Origin of the sequence: Paraburkholderia sp. CNPSo 3076 (assembly GCF_026343935.1) — a bacterium.
Taxonomy (GTDB): Bacteria; Pseudomonadota; Gammaproteobacteria; order Burkholderiales; family Burkholderiaceae; genus Paraburkholderia; species Paraburkholderia nodosa.
In genome coordinates this window covers 1-18,832 of sequence record NZ_JAPMAL010000034.1, presented here as the reverse complement: position 1 = coordinate 18,832, position 18,832 = coordinate 1, and the positions used below count along the sequence as shown (strand labels likewise).

At 59.8% G+C, this 18,832-nt stretch carries 22 protein-coding genes and 2 pseudogenes; 11 read left to right on the top strand and 13 right to left on the bottom strand.

Annotation, left to right across the window (positions count from 1 at the left end; genetic code table 11):
- Nucleotides 1–8 precede the first annotated feature (8 nt).
- The 5 genes and pseudogenes from stbB to M3A49_RS42535 all read left to right on the top strand — a co-directional run.
- Nucleotides 9–737, top strand: coding sequence for a StbB family protein (stbB, locus tag M3A49_RS32645; protein ID WP_266232649.1), 729 nt, complete (start codon nt 9–11; stop codon nt 735–737).
- Nucleotides 734–1,225 (top strand): hypothetical protein, encoded by a 492-nt coding sequence (locus tag M3A49_RS32640; RefSeq protein ID WP_266232648.1) that lies wholly within the window; start codon nt 734–736, stop codon nt 1,223–1,225. Before stbB ends, M3A49_RS32640 begins: the two co-directional genes overlap by 4 nt.
- 39 nt (nt 1,226–1,264) lie before the next feature.
- A complete protein-coding gene (locus M3A49_RS32635) occupies nt 1,265–1,600 on the top strand; it encodes a killer protein (RefSeq protein WP_266232647.1) in 336 nt (111 codons plus the stop codon).
- 63 nt (nt 1,601–1,663) lie between these two features.
- On the top strand, nt 1,664–2,065 hold the full coding sequence (locus M3A49_RS32630; protein WP_266232646.1) for a plasmid mobilization protein: 402 nt from the start codon (nt 1,664–1,666) through the stop codon (nt 2,063–2,065).
- Nucleotides 2,066–2,282: 217 nt separating this feature from the next.
- Nucleotides 2,283–4,877: pseudogene (locus tag M3A49_RS42535) on the top strand (LPD7 domain-containing protein); the annotation flags it as partial.
- 53 nt (nt 4,878–4,930) lie between these two features.
- Here the strand turns inward: M3A49_RS42535 and M3A49_RS32620 are convergent.
- Nucleotides 4,931–6,202 (bottom strand): Y-family DNA polymerase, encoded by a 1,272-nt coding sequence (locus M3A49_RS32620; protein ID WP_266232645.1) that lies wholly within the window; start codon nt 6,200–6,202, stop codon nt 4,931–4,933.
- Complete coding sequence (gene imuA, locus M3A49_RS32615) at nt 6,123–6,833, bottom strand: translesion DNA synthesis-associated protein ImuA (RefSeq protein ID WP_266232703.1); 711 nt, start codon at nt 6,831–6,833, stop codon at nt 6,123–6,125. Before imuA ends, M3A49_RS32620 begins: the two co-directional genes overlap by 80 nt.
- 199 nt (nt 6,834–7,032) lie before the next feature.
- Here imuA and M3A49_RS32610 point away from each other — a divergent pair, with 199 nt between their 5' ends.
- Both M3A49_RS32610 and M3A49_RS32605 read left to right on the top strand, forming a co-directional pair.
- Nucleotides 7,033–7,299 carry a BrnT family toxin gene (locus M3A49_RS32610; protein ID WP_266232644.1) on the top strand — a complete coding sequence of 89 codons (267 nt, stop codon included), beginning with the start codon at nt 7,033–7,035 and terminating at the stop codon, nt 7,297–7,299.
- Nucleotides 7,286–7,588, top strand: a complete 303-nt coding sequence (locus M3A49_RS32605) for a BrnA antitoxin family protein (protein ID WP_266232702.1) — start codon at nt 7,286–7,288, stop codon at nt 7,586–7,588. The genes M3A49_RS32610 and M3A49_RS32605 overlap by 14 nt, the downstream gene beginning before the upstream one ends.
- Before the next feature lie 328 nt (nt 7,589–7,916).
- Here M3A49_RS32605 and M3A49_RS32600 read toward each other — a convergent pair whose 3' ends face one another.
- Together M3A49_RS32600 and M3A49_RS42795 are read right to left on the bottom strand one after the other, a co-directional pair.
- Nucleotides 7,917–8,105, bottom strand: coding sequence for a hypothetical protein (locus tag M3A49_RS32600; RefSeq protein WP_266232643.1), 189 nt, complete (start codon nt 8,103–8,105; stop codon nt 7,917–7,919).
- Between the two features lie 470 nt (nt 8,106–8,575).
- Entirely contained in the window at nt 8,576–8,914 is a 339-nt protein-coding gene (locus tag M3A49_RS42795; protein WP_416339061.1) for an H-NS family nucleoid-associated regulatory protein, read from the bottom strand.
- A gap of 613 nt (nt 8,915–9,527) precedes the next feature.
- On the opposite strand from M3A49_RS42795, the gene M3A49_RS32590 reads away from it, so the two are divergent.
- Entirely contained in the window at nt 9,528–10,190 is a 663-nt protein-coding gene (locus M3A49_RS32590; protein WP_266232641.1) for an H-NS histone family protein, read from the top strand.
- 180 nt (nt 10,191–10,370) lie between these two features.
- Nucleotides 10,371–10,715, top strand: coding sequence for a hypothetical protein (locus M3A49_RS32585; RefSeq protein WP_266232640.1), 345 nt, complete (start codon nt 10,371–10,373; stop codon nt 10,713–10,715).
- A 64-nt stretch (nt 10,716–10,779) separates the two neighbouring features.
- On the opposite strand, the gene M3A49_RS32580 is transcribed toward M3A49_RS32585, so the two are convergent.
- Together M3A49_RS32580 and M3A49_RS32575 are read right to left on the bottom strand one after the other, a co-directional pair.
- Nucleotides 10,780–10,971, bottom strand: a complete 192-nt coding sequence (locus M3A49_RS32580) for a hypothetical protein (protein WP_266232639.1) — start codon at nt 10,969–10,971, stop codon at nt 10,780–10,782.
- A gap of 295 nt (nt 10,972–11,266) precedes the next feature.
- Entirely contained in the window at nt 11,267–11,686 is a 420-nt protein-coding gene (locus M3A49_RS32575; protein WP_266232638.1) for a hypothetical protein, read from the bottom strand.
- Between the two features lie 666 nt (nt 11,687–12,352).
- Between M3A49_RS32575 and M3A49_RS32570 the strand changes: the two genes are divergently transcribed.
- Nucleotides 12,353–12,703 carry a hypothetical protein gene (locus M3A49_RS32570; protein WP_266232637.1) on the top strand — a complete coding sequence of 117 codons (351 nt, stop codon included), beginning with the start codon at nt 12,353–12,355 and terminating at the stop codon, nt 12,701–12,703.
- A 249-nt stretch (nt 12,704–12,952) separates the two neighbouring features.
- Here the strand turns inward: M3A49_RS32570 and M3A49_RS32565 are convergent, their stop codons facing one another.
- From M3A49_RS32565 to M3A49_RS32535, 7 genes and pseudogenes are all read right to left on the bottom strand, one after another.
- Nucleotides 12,953–13,345 (bottom strand): hypothetical protein, encoded by a 393-nt coding sequence (locus tag M3A49_RS32565; protein ID WP_416339060.1) that lies wholly within the window; start codon nt 13,343–13,345, stop codon nt 12,953–12,955.
- Nucleotides 13,346–13,797: 452 nt separating this feature from the next.
- Nucleotides 13,798–14,580 carry an ABC transporter ATP-binding protein gene (locus tag M3A49_RS32560; protein ID WP_266232701.1) on the bottom strand — a complete coding sequence of 261 codons (783 nt, stop codon included), beginning with the start codon at nt 14,578–14,580 and terminating at the stop codon, nt 13,798–13,800.
- A 265-nt stretch (nt 14,581–14,845) separates the two neighbouring features.
- Nucleotides 14,846–15,532, bottom strand: a complete 687-nt coding sequence (locus M3A49_RS32555; protein WP_266232636.1) for an ABC transporter permease — start codon at nt 15,530–15,532, stop codon at nt 14,846–14,848.
- A complete protein-coding gene (locus M3A49_RS32550) occupies nt 15,529–16,206 on the bottom strand; it encodes an ABC transporter permease (protein WP_266232635.1) in 678 nt (225 codons plus the stop codon). The genes M3A49_RS32555 and M3A49_RS32550 overlap by 4 nt, the downstream gene beginning before the upstream one ends.
- Nucleotides 16,207–16,211: 5 nt before the next feature.
- Entirely contained in the window at nt 16,212–16,997 is a 786-nt protein-coding gene (locus M3A49_RS32545; RefSeq protein ID WP_266232634.1) for a transporter substrate-binding domain-containing protein, read from the bottom strand.
- Nucleotides 16,998–17,022: 25 nt separating this feature from the next.
- Nucleotides 17,023–18,018 carry an agmatinase family protein gene (locus M3A49_RS32540; protein WP_266232633.1) on the bottom strand — a complete coding sequence of 332 codons (996 nt, stop codon included), beginning with the start codon at nt 18,016–18,018 and terminating at the stop codon, nt 17,023–17,025.
- 241 nt (nt 18,019–18,259) lie between these two features.
- A pseudogene (locus M3A49_RS32535) lies at nt 18,260–18,482 on the bottom strand (IS1096 element passenger TnpR family protein).
- A gap of 140 nt (nt 18,483–18,622) precedes the next feature.
- Between M3A49_RS32535 and M3A49_RS32530 the strand changes: the two are divergent.
- On the top strand, nt 18,623–18,832 hold a 210-nt coding region (locus M3A49_RS32530; RefSeq protein ID WP_133185892.1), incomplete at its 3' end, for a transposase.

Here is an 18,832-nt window from a genome sequence, read left to right as displayed (position 1 = left end):
AAATGAGTATGGCTATCGTGAACTGCTCGGGCAACGTCGGCAAGACTACCGTGACCCGCGAACTGCTCGCGCCAAGGCTGCCGTCCATGTCGGTACGCCAGATTGAGTCGATCAATACGGATGACTCGGCCGGCCCGAAGGTCGAGGTGATGATTGCCGCGCGCTTTGACGAACTGCATGACGAGCTGATGCGCGGCCGTGATCTGCTGGTCGATATCGGTGCATCGAACGTCGAGGAGTATCTCAACCGCCTCAATGGTGCGGAAGGGGCACAGGAGGATTACGCGTGCTTCGTTGTGCCGGTCGAACCGGAGAGCAAGCAGATGAAGGACTCCATGAAGACGATCAACATGCTCGCGGATCTCGGCGTCGAGCCTGGGCGCATCCGTGTGCTGCTGAACAAGGTCGATCTGGTCAGGAGCGAGGACCGCGAGGTAACGCTGCGCCGGCACTTCGGGCAACTGTTCGAACTGCATGAGAGGGAGCGGACTTTCGAACTGAATCAGGATGCGCTGATCCCAAAGAACGACGTCTTTACGCTTGCGGCGGCCGCCGGTCGTACGATCCACGATATTGCGACAGACGGGGTGGACTACAAGGCGCAGCTGATCGACGCTGCGAGCGCCTCGGAGAAGGACCGTCTCGTGAGGCTGGTTGGCCTCAAGCGCAAGGCGCTGTCGATCCAGCCGTTGATGGATCAGGCCTTTAACGCGCTGATGGCAGGGGTCGATGCGTGAACGAGCCGACGCCGCAACCGGATCACGCTGGGCGTGCGTCTGAGCGCCTGGGCCAGGTGATCGCCACGATGCCGGCGTCGAACGAACTGGCTGTCCTCGCGGAGATCCTGATCGAGCAGATGAAGGTCGTGGATGCACAACACCATGTTGTCGCGCTGATGGAGTCCACCGACCAGAAACTGACCGCGACGGTGCAGGCGCTGCGCGAGGAGAACACGCAACTGACGAAGCTGCTCACGCAATCGCGCCAGGCGTTCATCGGCGAGGTGGCCGCGAAGGCGGCTGACCAGGCGCGACGTGCGGCAACCGCGGATGTCGTGGACGAACTGGCGCGGCTGCGGGCTGCCGTTGAATCGCGTGGTCGCGTCGTACCCACGAATCCGGCAGTTGCAGCAACCGGTTCGCTCGTCGCCTGCATGGGCTTTGCGTTCTGCGCGGGCGCCGCGCTCATCTGGGTCGTTGCCCGTCTGGCACACACGCTCACCTAGCCGAAAACCACCGCATCTCCTCGAGGGGAACGTTAGATCATGAACGCAATGAAACGACGGTCGGTTGCGGCCGCGCTGTGCGGCGGGGCACTGGCCTGTGCGCTCGGCGCGCCGTCGTCGCACGCCGATGATAACCAGGATGCGTGTGGCGCGGTGCTCTGTCTTGCCGGTTTGATCATGGGTGGCAATGGCGGCAAGACGTGCGCCGAATACGAGACGGGCTACTTTTCCATCGTCCGTTTTCACCACGGTCACTTCGATGAGGGCGGCACGGCCAACGCGCGAGGCGATTTCCTGAACCAGTGCCAGTCGGCCGGGAGTGACGTGAAGGGGCCAGTCAATTCGCAATACGGTCGAACCCAGTACGGTCCCTGACTCTTGCACGCCGGTGGCGGCAGTTCGCCGCCGGAAATTCTCTCTGGCAACGGAAAACATGCGATGAGCGCAGACGATCTCAATGTTGTGGCGGAAGCCAAGCGCCGCGGTCGCAAAAAAGCGCAAAAGGCGCTCGGCAGGCCGGTCAGCACGCGGCTCACCGACGACCAGTGGCAGGTCTTCAATGAAAAGGTCGCTCGCTCCGGCATGAGTCCATCCGCTTTTTTGCGCGAATGCATCCTGACGAATCGCACGCAGGTCGTTGCGCGCCCACCCGCGACCGTTGAGCGGCAACGGATCATGTACGTGATCAACAAGACCGGCAACAACCTCAACCAGCTTGTCCACGTGGCGAATACGGCGCACGTGGCTGGCCAGCTATCCGAATCCACGTTTGTCGCCCTGGTCGACGAGCTGGAGTTGATCACGCAACTGCTGAAGGCCCATCTCCATCGTGTTGATTAGAGTGGACGGCCGTCACGACGGCGTGAAGCAGTACCTCGAGGAAGGCCGCAAGGTTGGCCGCGACCTGGATCGCGACGACCTTGATGAACGTGTGGTACTCGCCGGTGATCTCGACCTGACCGACGCAGTGATCCAGTCGATCAATGCCGCACCCGGTGTCGAACGTTACCTGTCCATCACGCTCTCCTTCAAGGAGGATCACGTCACCCGGGAAACGATGTTTCAGATCGTGCGGGAGTTCGAGGCGTTCGCGCTGCACGCCTACCGCCCGGACGAATACAGCTTCTATGCCGAGGCACACCTGCCCCGGATCAAGAGCTATGTGGACCAGCGGACTGGCGAACTGGTTGAGCGCAAGCCACACATCCATATCGTCATTCCGCGCTGGAACCTGCTGGCTGAAAGGCACCTGGAACCGCTCGGCTACGTGCGCTCCAACCTGAGCTTCATCGACGCGTTCCAGGAGCATGTCAACGCGCAGTATGGCCTTGCGAGTCCGAAAGACAACCGGCGCACGCTGCTGACCGACGCATCAGAAATGATCAGCCGCTACCGTGGCGACCTGTTCCGAGCGAACAGTCGCGAGCTGAAGGAGCAGATTCTCGACGCGGTGCTGGATCGCCAGATCGAGAACCATGCGGATTTCGTGGCGCTGCTGCACGAGCACGGTGCCGTGCGCATGCGCAATACCGGTCTCGACAACGCCTACCCGAATGTGAAGCCGGCTGGCGCCGACAAGGGCGTGAACCTCAAGGAATACGTATTCACGCCTGAATTCATCGCACTGCCGACCGCAGAGAAGCTGCAGGCGCTGACTGCAGATGCGGCCGACCGTTATGAGGCTGGCGTTGCGCCCAGACGCACACCAGCGCACATAGCGGCCGTGCTCGATGAGTGGTACACCACCCGCGCGCGCGAAGTGAAGTATCTCAACAGCGGTAGCCGTCAGTACCAGCGTTACCAGGAATCCTCTCCCCACGACCGAGAGCTGATGCTTGTGGATCTCGAGCGCGGTTTTTACGCACAACATCTGAAGGCACATCATGAACGAGCAGACGACTCCCTACCCGGCTTCGCAGGACACCTTCAACGAAGCGGACGCGCATTTGAATTCGGCGCCCAGCCGCCCGACGTCGTCGACGGGCCAGGCGCGCGCGAATCAGAACTCGACACGTCCGAACCCCTCGACGATAGATACGGCGGCCTCGATGCCGAGTTTGACCTTATCCCAGGTGGGGCGTACCCGGCGCCCGAACCCTTCAACGCTGTGCGAAACGTGCCCGGCCGCCCTGTGGACGGCATCGGACATCGATCTGCAGTGCTATTGCCGCATCATGCGTTTCACCAGCTGGAGCCAGACGGCGCCGTATCCGCGCACGGCCTGCGACGGGCTACAGATCGCGATGGAGAGCCTGCAGCGCAACGAATAGGGCACGCAACTCCCCCAGTCGGGCTGGACGCGTACCACCGTGCGCTTGAGAGGCACTATGCGTTCGGCGATCCGTTCGACAGCCTGCCAGTGATGCGGTCGCATCCGGCATGGACACCATCCGGCACGTCGCCGCCAGGCTGGTTTTCCGGCAACCGGCGAGACGCGTTTCCAGACCGGTTCGACTCGATCGACGCGTCGTTCGAGTTCGAGGCAGGCCGGCCAATCCTGCGGACGCCGCACGCATTCGCGGTTGATGTTCCACCGTACCGGTCGCGCCGCTCTCGCACCGACGACGCCACGTATGCCACACCGCGGCACACTGGCCGCGTCTCGGACAGCGTGGTCTCGCAACTCGCGCGCGAGCTTCGGCAGCGTGACGAGTCAGGTAGTCAGCACACCGAGTTTCGTGAGATTCGCCAGGGTCTTGATGCCCGTCGCCTGCTCGCCGAACTGTCGCACACGCACGGCGTGCGGCCCGCGAAATATGCGGTCACGACGGGCCGCGACGGCTCCGATCGCATCCGCGCGGGCTCGCGCAACCTCAACGTGTCGGACTTCCTGACTAAAGAACTGAATCTGTCGTGGCGTGAAGCCGCACCATTGCTACGCGCAGTGTATGAGCGACAGCAGGCCGGTGAGCCGGTTCCGGATCCGCGCGAGCTGCCACGCGCGGCACTTTGGCGCGAATACTCGGTCGCGCGCGAAGCGCATGTCTTGGCCCGAAGCGACGCGTGGCTCACACAGCGCGCAAATGAACAGTGGCGCCGCGCTGAGATCCGCGCAGCGTTCGACGCCAGGCGCGCGGAAATCCGGCAGGATGTGCGGCTCACACCGGTTGGCCGACGAGCGGCGACGTCACTCGCACGCGCCGGGCAACTGGGCCGCGACGACGCGCTGCGGGAGTCGATCGCACGCGAGCGGGCGGCACTCAAGGAAAAATTCGGAGCCGCAGGCGGCCCGAGCTTTTCCGGCTGGCTGCGCACGCGCGCGGAGCAGGGCGATGAGCGCGCGCTCGAGGAGTTGCGACGCACTGCCGGCCCGGAGCGTGTATCGGGTGCGGTCAAAGTCGATGCCGAGATCGGCGGCGAGGCGTTCAACGTGATCCAGCCGAACACTCCACGGCAGCACGCGCAGGACGAATACAATGCGATCATTTTCCGCTCGCCGGGCCTATCCTGGTCCGTCAACGAACGTGGCGACGTTACCTACCGGCATGATGGCCGCGACATTGTTCGTGATCGTGGCACCAGTGTTCAGGTGCTGCAGGCGGAGCGGTCCGCCATTGAAACCGGGCTGCGGCTCGCGCAGGGCAAGTTCGGCCGCACGCTCGAACTGAGTGGCGACGACGCGCACCAGTTGGCGGCCGCGAGAGTGGCCGTGGACGCCGGGCTGCGCGTGCAGTTCAGCGACGAGCGACTGAACCGGGCGATGGATCAGTATCGCCACGCGCGCGTCGACCAGCAGGTGCAGGACGCGCTCGGCACGCCTGGTGCCTCTCGGCCTACCGATCCACCGCTACAGCCGCAGCCCGATCGACTGGCACAGGATTGGCCGAAGCCCTCCGACGACGGTAAGCCGACCCTCTGATGCTCGAATGGCGACAACCCGTTTGCCCAAACGCCGAGCTGAGCGTGCGATGCCGTTGTTAAGGGGTCCCTTTCTTTTCGTGCATTTTTCCGGTTGCAGCGACTCAAGCCTGGCGAGCCTTTTCCTTGCGGCCCTATAAAAACTCTTTCTGCCGCGAGTTCGATCCGCGAGAGTCGCTCCTTCAGCAGCCGGACAAGGTGTTCCTCATGCCACGTCGGCTCGCCCAGCGCGACTTCCACGTCGGTTGGGGGAATGGCGTCGCGGCCGCGCTCGTGTTCGAGCGAGACGACAAAACGCGCGACGGCGAGCTGGCGGGCGGCAAGCCATCCCGTCATCTGCAGGGTGAGCCGGCGCGCTGCGAAGAGTGTCGCTTCAACATACTCGATGCGGTCCGGCAACTCGACGCGGGCATCAAACGCTGGCGGCATCGTGAGCCATTCGTGGACCTCGGGTGCCTCGCCCTTCGCGCGGTCGAGCGCATCGAGCAGTGCGGTGCCGCAGCGCTTTTTCAGTCCGGCGCGCGGCAGGCGCGTCACGTCACCGATCGTTGCGCACCCGAGACCATCGAACCATTCGGCGAAACGTCGCGCGGCCGGCAGCACGCCCAGAGGGATGCGTTTTAGTACACGCGAAAGGGACCGCTGTGTGAGCGCAACGCCACCACCGGCACGCGCAATGAGCCAGGTTGCCTCGGCGGTCGGTGCGATCGAAGCCGTGCTCGTTACGCCAACGTCTGCAACCGTGCGACGCACGCGCCGGCGAAGCGCGCGCAGTCCACCGAAAAGCCGCAGGCTGGCGGTCACATCGGCTAGGACGACATTCTCATCGGCGATCACGACGTTCGGTGTGAACTGGAGCAGCGCGAACGCGACGCCACGTACCGTCTGTTCTTCACGTGTGAGCTCACGCTCCCTGAGGTCCGCGTTCGGCGCGAGCGTGAGCACGCCACCGCGGCGCATGCCATCGACGACTCCCTGGGAGCGCGCGGCTGCGTCGGCATCGAGTACGCGGCCTTTTTCCAGAACAACGAAACCGTTGTCAGACACCGGCATGTACCAGGTTGGGCAGAAGCTCTCGATGGGCAGGCGTGGCAGATGAACGCCGATCCAGTGGTGCATGACGATTCAGGAGAACAGGCGATGGAGAGAGCGCTACGAACACGGGTTTGTCGCGATGCGGTCCGCGGCGTTTGATGAATGAGACGTTCACGCCGTCGGGCGCAGCGTCGATCGAATCACGCAACGGAGCGGGGGACGTCGAGTTCGCCGCGGCCGTCGGACGAAAGAGGAACAGCAACGTGTCCGCGTGCTGTGCAGCGAGGTGCAGGCGACGCAGCGCCTCCGGGCGTACCTGCTGCTGCCAGAAAAGCAGGGCCCCTGCGGTTCTGGCACGAAGGATCTGCTCCGCCGCCCACAGACTGTCCGCGGTTGTCGCTGCCTTGAGCACGCGGATGTTTTCAGCGCCCACCCCCCACCAGGTGAATGCTGCCGGCTGCAGCCGATGCGGAGGCTGCAGGACAAAGACCGGCCGCGTTGCGACGGCTTCCAGCGCAGCTTTAAGCAAACGCAATTCGCCGCAGCCCGGTTGCGGGACGATCACCTCGGTCAAGGCCCCCGTCGGCCAGCCGCGGCCCGGCAACTCCGCGTCAAGCGCCTCGTGTCCGCTCGCCACCGCGCGGCCGTGTGCCGAAGCCAGTTGCGAGGCACGCCACAAATCCGGGTATATCGCCTCGACGTCCAGTAGCGGCAGCGCTATGGTGCCCCCAATAAATAACTGTACATATATACAGTAATCGTATCGGGTCCGCTCACAAAAGTCACGCGGTCAGTCGGTGTATGACTGCTTTGTACTCAAATCATGTTGAATTGCGATCTTGCGCCAGGACGCACTTTCTGTAACTCCGAAAAGTCCTTGCATGCTCCTATTTTTCGACACTACAATAAGTTGCATGAGAATCACATTTGACCTTGCGAAGGACGCGTCGAACCAGGAAAAGCACGGCGTATCGCTCGCCGAGGCTGCGCGGCTCGACTGGGATGGGATGCTGGTGGTCCAGGACATGCGGCACGAGTACGGAGAGGATCGGTACAGGGGCATTGCCCTGTTAGGGGCAAGGCTGTATAGCGTGGTTTTCACGCCCCGCGACGAAACCATGCGCATCATCAGCCTGCGCAAGGCGAGTAACACGGAGATTGACGCTTATGAGCAAAGCTAAGCTGACACGCAACACCGCCGCTGAGGAAGCGGCAATCCAGCGCGGAATCGAGGCCGATCCGGACAACCCGGAATGGACGGCTGCGGATTTCGCCAGGGCGCGTCCATTCGCTGAAGTCATGCAAAAGCGCATGGGCCGCCCGCCGAAGGAGAATCCGAAAGAGCAGGTCACGATGCGCTATGACGCAGAGGTTCTGGAGGCGTTTCGTGCGACCGGCGCAGGCTGGCAGACGCGCATGAATGACGCGCTAAAAACCTACCTGAAAGAGCACCCGCTCAAGGCAGCCTAAGAAAGCTGTGGAGTGGCTTGTGGTTGAAACGGAGTTCGGCCAGTGCCGACGAGTATCGGACCATGAAGCTGCCGACGGTCCGGTGGGGCGGCAGATCGGTCGCCGCATGGCGCGACCGGGTCACACGCTGACACCGAGATGCCGCCAGATCGGGCAGCGCCATCTGGCAACCGGCAGATCGGTCAACGGTCGGTGGCTGGCGGGAAAACAGGTCGACGCCGGTCAGGAATGACGTCTCGCGGAGGACGCGCCCTGGTGCGCGTCACATTTGCGCTTGCTGACGGGGAAGACGCAGCAAGCACAACGGGCCTTGCGGCCCGTTGTCTGATCAGCGCTCAAGCCGCCACCCGGGCAGCTCGGGAAATGCACTTCGTGTCGATGTCTTCGCCCGCTTACGCAGTGGCGCCTTCGTCCCGGAAGTGACCACGACCTTTTTCTTGCTGGAGCGCGAAACACGCACCACGACGGTCGGCGGGGTCGCCACATCCGGCTTGGGCTTCTTCAGGGTTTCGCTCATATCAGCACTTCACCGAGATAGTCTAGCCGCTTTGTCCAGGCCGGGCTTTGCGCCGCCAGGTCAAACTCCATCTATATGAACGGCCCCTTTTGTGCCAGCTTTCTCATGCATTGACAAGAGAGTAGAGCCGTTTCCGAAGGAGAATTCGCTCTCCGCTGGCCGTTCATGGGTGCACCGGGTGGATGCGCGGCTATCGTTTTTCTTTCGTGCGGCACATCGATGCCCGCTGTGAAGGATAACTGAATGTATCGTGAATCACGTTCGGGCGAAGGGGGACAGCAGCAACTCTTCGATTAGTCACCGCATAACTTTCAGTGACTGGCCAGTTTGTGCGGGAAGCGCGGCACATAGCCGTTCGTTCCATGCCTGAAGCTTTATCCCTCAGTAGGCGAGAGTCACGTCAAGTGAGTGTCCAGGCATCTGGAGTAAGGAAGCTGACGTCGGATCCCAGATCCGGATTGCTTCGGCTATCAGGCGCTCACGTCCTCTGTTTTGATTGTGGCCAGTCTCGAGCCGGCAAACGGGTCATTGCGCCAGTCGGCGCTGGTGCGTTTGCCCGGGTCGCGATTCGACGCGCCGTCAATTGCAAAATGTTCAAGAGACTGGCCGGCACTGATTGCCTGAACGACCCATTGTGGCGGAGCGCCTTTGCCGTCCCAAGTGTTGCCCGAAGCGTCGCGGAAACGCACTGCCCGCAAACGCTCCTGATCGGCTGCAATTGAAGTAGCAATGTCTTCCGGTTCGATTCCAAATTCAGCCATTCGTCGCCTCAAATAGGCCACGATGCTTTCTCGTTTTCTCTCATCCATTCGATGTATTCTCCGCGCAACAGTCTGTCGTTGGGCAGGTGATTGCAAATCGCGTGCGGCCAGGATGCCACGCGACCCAACGCTGCCCGTGCCGGGGCAGCGAAGAGGGTGGAGCGTTTTTGAACCACGTTTGCGGGGAACGGCGCACGGGAGGCGCCGCGACTGGCGACCGGTATGAGAGCAGTATAAATCAACCCGAACGGGACACCAGGTTTGCTTGCGCACGTTGAGTCTTCTTTTATTGCGCTCGCGATTCATCGTGCGAAACGAACAGGCGCATCGCTGAGGCAAGACCCATACCTCGCCGACCAACGATGCCGGGCACATGTCTGGATAATAGCGAGATGGCGATCTTGCGGCGCAATAGCATTCAAATAAAGAAAGGCAGCGCTGCGGGATGCACAGGCAACATCGGGCGTGCATCTATTCCTGAACGCCAGTGACATTCAAACCGTTGCGCGCTGTGCTTTCAATTTGCACGAGCGTACTGAATAAGGTCATAATCACGATCGCGTCAATTCTGACGGGCCGACCGAACTTCGAAGTGCCTGGCAAACAAGCCAGGGAAGTTCCAGGATCGCATGAACGGAAAACACCACAGCGAGGAATAGAAATGGTTACCCTGGACGCAATCAACTCGAAAATTGCCAAACTCCAGAAGCAGGCGGCAACGATCGCCGAAAAGCAGTCGTCGGTGGGCCTGACGAAAATCCGTGACCTGATGCAAAAGCACGGACTGACTGTCACCGATATCGAAGGCTTTGTTGCAAAGCGACGCGGTCGCAAACCTGGGACGACGCTGGCAAAGGCAGCATCAAAAGCGCCGGGTGCGGTCGTGCATCACGTTGCGCCGAAATACGCGGATCCGAAAACGGGTGCGACGTGGTCGGGTCGTGGTCTGGCGCCGCTGTGGATTCGCGACGTCAAGGATCGTTCGAAATTCCTGATTGAAGCTGCGGCAACGGCGAAGACTGCCGGCGCAAAGGCAGCGCCTGCCAGGAAGGCAACTGCGAAAAAGTCTGCTGCGAAAAAGGTAGCTGCTAAAAAGGTAGCTCCGAAGGCGGCAGGCGCAAAACGTGTCGTGGCCAGGAAGGCGGCGAAGACGGCAGTCGCTACGAAGAAGGCCGGCGGGGCAGCGGCTGTTCCGGCAAAGGGTGTGCGTGGACGCAAGGCCGCAGCACCCGCGAAAAAGGCTTCGGCGCCGCGCAAGGTTGCAGCTAAAAAGGCACCGGCCGCAGTTGAGGCTGCTGCCACGCCTGAAGTCGCAGCAGCGTAAAGGACAACGGTGGTAACGGGCGATCCAGTCGTAGCTGGCGGAGTGACATGCTGGCCACGCCGCAGTCGCGGCCCGCTACGACTGATCACTCAGGTCTCTTCGCGCGTCACCTTAATGAGAGCGGCGCGCCATGTTTGTGCGTGAGGAAGTGCGGACATAGCGCCGCGCGCCGTCAACCGAATGGCTTATCGTTTCGCGGTCGTATCTCTCGCCTTGCCAGTTGACTGTCCACCCGAGTCGATTCCTCCGGCGGTTGGTTGGCTGATCGCGGCCGCATGGAATGGCATGAGCGGCGCGCAGCTCGTGGACCGTGCCCGTCGGCTCGACATGCGTGCATCGCTGCGGGTGCAGCCCGGTATCGGACCGGATGGGCTGACGCAGTTCCGGCTCACGCTCAGCTTTGCGGATGAGCAGTTCGTTCTGGTTGCCCATGTACGCCGTGTCATTCGCCGCCACACGGGCGCGCGACGCCAGAAGCCGTCATTGCCTCCAGCGCGCGATATCAGGCAACAAAGCCTTTTCTGAGTGTTGCCGAGGCTGGGCAACAACGCCTTTCGACACACAGGCATCACCGCTGAAAAGAGGCCCGCTAGAGAATCCTGAGATTGCGAATCTTTCCGATTGCCGGTGAGCGTTCGACGATCAGGTTCGCGATGAATTCAGGCAGCAGGGCGCGCGGCACGTTCGCGGGGATATCGGTCATGAGCTGCGAAGGCACCTGAACGATGAATTCCTCCGGCGCAGTGGCGAGACTATGTTCGTACGCAACGCGGATTTCCATGCTGTTATCTATCGGAGATGTGGTTGCCGGGAGTGCATGCAATGTGCGCAGGGCTATGCAGGGGGTTGTGGACTCAGTGTAGCGCGCGATACACCTGTCGTTGTTTGTTGTGAGCGCTTGCGCGCTTTTGCCGACCATCGCAGGCTGCACCGCCCGCGACTCCATTTCCCTGTAATGCAAGCCCGGCGGTTTGGTCCCCCTCTATGGGAGCCGGTTACCATCAGATGCCGGAATATCCGTATGACGTTTGTACGAGCCTCTCTCACGTCCGCACGTCCTTATTCACCGGCGGCCTTTAATGCAATTCCGAGGTGGTCACTCGCCCTGAGTACGATCTCCATTCGGTCACGCTGAGCGCGCGGTCGTATTCATTTACCACGGCGGTGAGACCGTCAGTCAACGATTCAGGCACATTCCAGACGCCAGTGCGGTCTGCCTGATCGAGCACCTCTGCGAGGCCACGCTCAACGCGGTCGATGTCCGCGATATCGAGCTGCCCATGTCCCGCCCGGGTGATGAAGCTCGTGATGATGATGATCTGCGAGAGGAGATTAACCAGCGAGCGGTCCGCTTCTCCATTGCGCAGACGCTCGAGCGCAATCCGTGCACGCAGCGCAAGATCCGAGGATTCCTTGCGGGGCATGGGAAGAAAGCGCGATTTTGCATGCGCACTGGCAGACGGACGACGCGGGGAACGGTAGTTCTTGTTTGACATGGTCGACAGCTGGCGAATGGATTTCGGGTTCGCATATTGGGACGCTTCACCGCGGGGCAAGAGCACCCGTCAAAATTTGTCCCTGTCTCGCGGTTCGTCGCGTTTTCTGTGTGGTCGCCTTTCGATGCCTGGCTGCAGCCCTGTTGCGAAACCGCCTATAAACGCGACTAACTGTCCGCGCGCAGCGACTCCAGCAAGCGCCTGACGGCGGCCTCGCTTACCTGCATTGGCGGCACTTCCCAGGAACCGCTGGAAAGTCGGAGCAGGCAGCGGGGCGTTGTTGTCCGGACCAGGACGAAAACAACTGTGCCTTCCTCGCGCTGATTGCGCAGACGGAGCCGGAGTCTGTCAGCGACCTGGCGTTCAGGATGGCAGGCGCTAAACCGGATCGGTCGAGCGCCTTGAAGGCACGCGGGAAAGATCGGCTGATTCACCTTGAAACGAGCTTCGGCCCGTCAAATGGCGTCGCGGGCCGTATCGTTCGCGATGTCCTTCCACAAATGCTACGCGGGAGCGACTCCCTGTTCAGCGGGCATCGGAAGAATGGAATCGGCGAGCGTTGAGCAAACGCTAGAATAACCGTCCTGGTAGCCGTAGCCGCCCGTGACGCATCCGCCTGACCAGCGGAAACAGGGCGCGTGATGCCGCAAGTGCGCGGCGCAAGGATTGCAGGAGCTAAAGCAGATGAACGATGAACTAAGGGCGAAGATTGGTGCTGTCGCGGGCAAGCTCGTGCAGGAAGCGATGACGACCGGACTGACGTGGGAAGAGATCGTCGCCGCATTTGGCCTGGCCGCTAAAGCTATCGCTCAGGCCGCCGCGAGTGCGGGCGATGCGCCGGCCGATGAATGCGTTGCACGCGCGCGTAGCTGTCTGGAAGATGCCTTCGCGCAGGACGTCCACGTCGTGATTGCGGATGGCGGTGCGCCAAAGGGCGGCGCCGTGGGGGGCGCCGAAGCCGACGAGAATCCGCTTCTGGCAACTGCCCGCCGTCGTCACATGTCCAAACTCCATTGAACGGCGAGCGAACTCCGCGCCGCGGATAGCCTGGCACACGCTGTTCAGTATGCCCAGGAAAACCCCGGGAGAAAATCCAGTCTCCGCCATCGCCCGCAGTGTCAGATGAATGACCTCTCCGGTTAGCCGGGCGATGCAGGTCGGTGGCATGTCGGCCTGACACAGCGCAATTTACTGCGTACCGGGAGCCGGTCACCGCGATGCGCTTTGTGCGGCGTGATGCGAGGAGCCTGGCACGCTACTACCGGCTTATAGCAGGATCGCCTGCTGCAGCAGTTCCAGCGCTTTCAGTTCGTCCAGGCGACCCGTGCGTGCCTTGCCTGCGAGCGTCTTGATCAAGGCTTCCGCTATCGGCTCAATACCGTGAAGATTGTCCAGACTCGTCAGGCAAGCGAAGGGGAGCGCTGCCAGGTTTCGCTGCGGTACTGCGGACGCGGCGAACGATTCGGGGGTTTGCCGGTCTAGCTGCCGGGACTCCGTCGCCACCTTCTTGAGGCAGGTGACCGGTGACGTCGCCGGGAAAACCATTTGCGTGATCTTGCGGGTCGACAACGATCGCCTCTTGAGCAAAAGCAAAAAGCATGGACAGACGGTTGGGATTTCTTCGAAAGCAACCGGCTCGCCATGTTTCTGTGCACCCACTCGTCTCTGATGGAAGCACAGCATTAGTGGTCTTCGCCAACACCCTTTCAAATCTGGAGCTAGCGGGTTTAGTGAGGCCCGGCGAGAAGCAGTTGGGGAGGCCTAGCGGATTGGTCCATCCGTTGTCGTGAGGGATGTTCGCGTCTCTCGGCAAGAGAAAAAAACATGGGAAGCGAGCAACGTTAAGGAGGTCGATGCGCACCCGACGGAAATGTCGCGTCGAAGCTTTATGTTTTGTCACCTTTCGAACGCAGAAATGCAGCCTTCTCTTGTCGCTCGCGACAATAGTGCGCACCGGCACGCTTCGTGCGGCACCGGACGAGGGGGTCGTTACGTCGATACGTGACTCTTCGTCATCCCGACCCCGGCCGTTGTTGAATACACCGATTACAGGCTGTGGACCAACCGTTGGGCCTGCGTAAAAGCGCCCTGCGTCTACCGGCTCGCTCAAGCTATTTGAGAGAGCCAGAGAGAAATTGTTTGAGCCTGTCGCTCTTTGGCGATGCAAACACTTGCTTTGGACAACCCTCTTCCTCGATCTTTCCTTTATGGAAAAACATCACGCGATTCGCTACCTCTCGCGCAAATCCCATTTCATGAGTTACGACGATCATCGTTCGCTTTTCGTTTGCGAGTTCGCGCATCACACGTAGTACTTCTCCGACCAGTTCCGGGTCTAAGGCAGAGGTCGGTTCATCAAACAAAAGGACTTCCGGCTCCATCGCAAGCGCCCTCGCTATCGCAACTCGTTGCTGTTGACCGCCAGAGAGGCGAGACGGGTACGCATCGATCTTCTCAAGCATCCCTACCTTGCTCAGATAGTGGCGCGCTGTCGCTTCCGCTCGAACCCGTGGGACCTTCAATACGCGTCGCGGCCCCTCCACAACATTTTGAAGCACAGTCATGTGTGGCCAAAGGTTGAACCCCTGGAACACCATACAAAGCCTTGCGCGCATCCGTTGGAGCTGCTTTGGGTCCCTTGCCTCCAGTTCTCCGCACTTCCCAACGCGGAGACGCAGTTCCTCACCACCGACGACGATGGTGCCCTGATTTGGCCTCTCAAGCAGATTAATGCAGCGGAGAAACGTGCTCTTCCCAGAACCACTCGATCCAATCACGGCAATGACGTCGCCTTTTTCCGCCCTTAGACTTACCCCTTTCAGGACTTCGTTGGAACCAAAACGTTTGTGCAGATCTGTAACCTGCAATTGCGCGGCGACTTCATTGACATTCATCCCCGCTAGGCCATCGAAGTCGGAGCCCTGCTTTCCGTTTACCGAAAGACCGTGCTCTGCATCGGTACCCGACTCCGCACTAGGGGACAACGACTGCTCACGCTGAGAAGTGACTTCGGACAAGGCGCCGCTAGCCGGTACACCGAGCGCTAAGGCGTCAGAGTCCACCGCGCCGGCTCTCGTGCCATATCTGACCTCGTTCTTTGCGCGCGACTGACTCTTGCGTAGTGGCGATTGATCCATGACTTAGTCGTCTCCCTTGCGGTTATTTGATCAGGTACGCGAGCCATCGGCGCTCGGCGAACTTGAATCCTCTCATCAAGATTGCCGTCAGCAAAAAGTAGATCGCAGCGGCGCAGAGATAAGGTTCAAGCATGACGTAGTGCTCCATGCTGATCGTCTGTGCGGCCCCGGTCAGATCTAGAAGAGTCACAGCGCTCGCAAGTGCAGTTGCATGCAGTAACAGAACGATTTCATTGTTGTACTGCGGAAGCGATTTTCGAAGCATGAGCGGTATCTGGACGGACAGTGCGAGGCGCCACGCTGACATGCCTATACTGGCACCCGCTTCGATCTCACCTCGTGGGATTTCGTGGAGTGCGCCTGCGAAGATCTCGCCCGTGTAAGCTACCGTGTTGAGCGTGAAAACAAGTAAAGTGCAGAACAAGGCGCTGGAGAAGAAACGCCACATCCAGCTGTCCCTGAGGATGTCAAACTGGGACAAGCCGTAGTACACCATGAAAAGTTGTATAAGCGCGGGAAAACCACGGATCGTCATCGTGTAAGCTTTCGCCGGTATGCGTAAAACCGCACGATTACTGTTCAACGCGAATGCAAACGGTATAGACAGAACGATGCTAAAAAGCGCTGAGAATGCCAGTATTAATAGGGTAGTGAAGAATCCTCGAACGAACAGATCGCTGTTCTCAATTATCACGTGCCAGCCGTTCATCGCAACCCCTTCGAGAGATGTTGGTGTAACAACCTCAAGGCGAACACCGACGCCCACGTTCCCGCCAGATAGAGAAATCCGGCGGCTGCGTAGAACGTGAAGGGAAGACTTGTAGATTCTGAAGCGCCTCGGGCACTGAACATTAAGTCATGCAGTCCGATCAGGGATGCCAACGCAGTCGCCTTGAGCAAGACTAGCCAGTTATTGGTCAGCCCAGGCAGTGCGATCCGGAACATCTGTGGGAGCAAAATTCGATACGCAACGTTGAATTTACTCATGCCCATAGAAAGTCCGGACTCGTACTGACCTCTCGGAACGCCTAGAAACGCTGCGCGAAATGTTTGACTCATGTAGGCACCAGAAATTGCACCCAATGTGACCACCGCAGACACGAACGGATCAAAGTCCAAATGCAGATCGACGTTTAATAGCGCGAGGAGTCGATTCAGAGCGTCCGGAAGGCTGTAGAAAACCAGGAGAAGTAGAACCAGGTCCGGTACTCCCCGATTAAGCAATGTGTACCCGTCCGCCAAACCCCTCAAAAATCGCTTGCCGGAAAGCCCACAAAAAGCCGCAGCCAAGCCTACTGGAAGTCCGATGGTTAAAGCGAGGAAAGCCAGCGCTAACGTCACGGAGGCGCCATGAACGAGAGAGGGGAAGTATGCGGCTAACATGTCCGTTAGTTTTTGGGCAAGGCCGAGACGTCATACGTGAAGTACTTATCGTTTATTGCCTTGAATGATCCGTCCTGCTTCATCTTTGCTAGGGCGTCGTTGAGCTTTGCGAGCAATTCTGTGTTTTGCTTCCCGACTGCAATCGCGACGCCTTCTCCCAACTCTGGTGCTTGGCCGCTTGCAAAGACCGGTCCGACGAATCCATATCGTTGAGCATTTTCTGGCTTGTTGAGAAAGGTCTGCTGGATTTGAATCACCAGGTTGAATACGAGATCGACTCTTCCGTTTGTCAGGTCAAGAAATGGCGCACTGCCGGATGAGTACCGTTTGATTGTCGCCGTTTTCCCAAAACGCGCGGTAACAAAAGCGTCCTGGGGAGTGCCCTGCTGCACACCGATAACTTTACCGTTGAGCCCGTCAGGGGTGAGCTGAGTGCTGTCGCCCTTTTTGCCAACGAATGCGAATCTCGGGTACATATACGGCGTCGTGAAACTGAATGCTTTCTTGCGCTCTTCCGTGATGTTGAGCGCTGAGATCAGAACGTCGTACTTCCCGCTGATCAAACCGGGAATCATACCGTTCCACTCCGCCGCGATCAGGTTACAAGGCGCATTGATCCGCCTACAAAGCGCATTCATGAGGTCAATGTCAAATCCCTGTAACTTTCCGTCCGGCGCTATCGACTCAAACGGCGGGGAAGTGGCGTCAATTGCAACACGAACATCTTTACCGAACGCAGTCGAATTGATCGCCACGAGCATAACGATTAGTGCAGCAAGGAGGTTTTTCATGGTCGTCGGCTCTTGCAATGAAAGGTCAAACGGTATGGCGTTCGGCTACGCCGCTCAGGAAATGAAGAACTAGCATCGCCGCTGTGAGCGCTGTCGTGTTGTTCAAGTCGAAGGGCGGGGAAATTTCAACAATATCTAGCCCTGCCACCTTCGGACAACGGCCAGCGTCATACAGCGCGATCGCCAGATCTCGCGAATCAAGTCCATTTGGGTTAGGCGACGCAGTTCCTGGAGCCTGACTCTGGTCGATTGCGTCGATGTCTAACGACACATAAACTGCCTCCGTCTGATCGCATGCTCGGTTCAAAGCTTCTTTCACATATCCGAGCAATCCGTTGCGCCTAACAGCCGTGTTGGTGACAACCGTGACCCCTTCCTGGATTGCGTAATCGTGATGTTCGGGGTTGTTGCAAAACTCAGCGATGCCGATCTGGGTCATGTTGCGGCCCTTGATTGGCGAGCCTTCAAAATTCAGCGCCTTACGGAACGGGACGCCACTCGATTCGAAACCGAAATGTGCCTCGCGAAGATCATGATGAGCGTCAAAATGGACGATGCCGACCCGTTGACCACCCTTTGCTGTACACAAGCCCTGTAGAATCGGCCAGCTAACCGAATGATCCCCTCCGATGGTCACCGGTACAATATTGCGCTCGAACAATGTCCGCGTGACTGCCGTGACATTGCGGAAGCTTCCCGTCATGTCTGTCAAGACGGTCTTGACGTCGCCGATGTCGGCGGTTCGAAGGCGGTCGCCAAAGCGCTTCCTGGATTCGGCCGAGTACGTTGTGAAGTAACTGAGGCCGGCCCGTACCGCATCGGGCCCATGCCGTGAACCGGTGCGCACGGAGGAAGCCCCGTCGAAAGGCACACCCAATAGGCATGCATCGAGGTCAAGCGTTCTCTGGTATGCCAACGCTGCGTGAGCTCGCTGTTCTGCGGGATCACCTTTAAGGCGGTTCACAATGATTCCCGGAGGGTCCATTAGCTCAAAAAGGCCCTTAGCACCATCTTTTTCCATTGTCTCGCTCTCTCCAGTGGACGGAGGCTCGAAGCCTCCAAATCAGCGCTTCTGGGCGCGCCGTGGAATAAAGTTTTCGTGCTCAAAAAGGTTTTGTCAAGTTAATTTCCTGACAAGATCGATCCTTTCCAAACAGAGAGCGGTCCAGCCGTACAGCGCGCTTGCGTGCTCGGTTATACGTAAGCGATCCATTATCGACGTCTACCCAACAGTAAGCGTCAATCTGAGGCCGTCTTGACGATCAGAACTTGACCTCTGAGAGCCGCTGATTCGCGAGCAAGAGATCGAAGGCGGCGGGATCGAAGCTGCCGCCACACCACTCGAGGAAGTGGTCGTGCTCCTCGTGCGTCGGATCGGTGATCGCTTCGAGGAAGTCGGCATATCCTGGCACTCCGCCGGTCTTCCGGTGGACACGCATTCTGCCCGTCCAGGCACAGCGGCCGGCGCATGTCTGGATCAGGCACCAACACCTTCTCGACCTTGATCCGATGCTGCCAGTTGTCACCGTAGTCGTAGAAGAGGTGGCCGCGCAAAATCGGACAGCGGGATAAGTGGAACGGCCGGGGCCTGAGCCAGCGATAATGCAGGCAAAGGAACCGAGGAAATGACGAAACGAACCCGACGCACGCACTCAGCGGCGTTCAAAGCGAAAGTGGCCCTGGCGGCAGTCAAGGGCGAGCGGACGCTGGCCGAACTGGCGCAGCAGTTCGATGTGCATCCGAACCAGATCACGGAATGGAAACGGCAGTTGCAGGAGCGCGCGGCCGACGTGTTCGGTGCGGCAGGCCCGGTGTCTAGCGAGCCACCGGTAGAC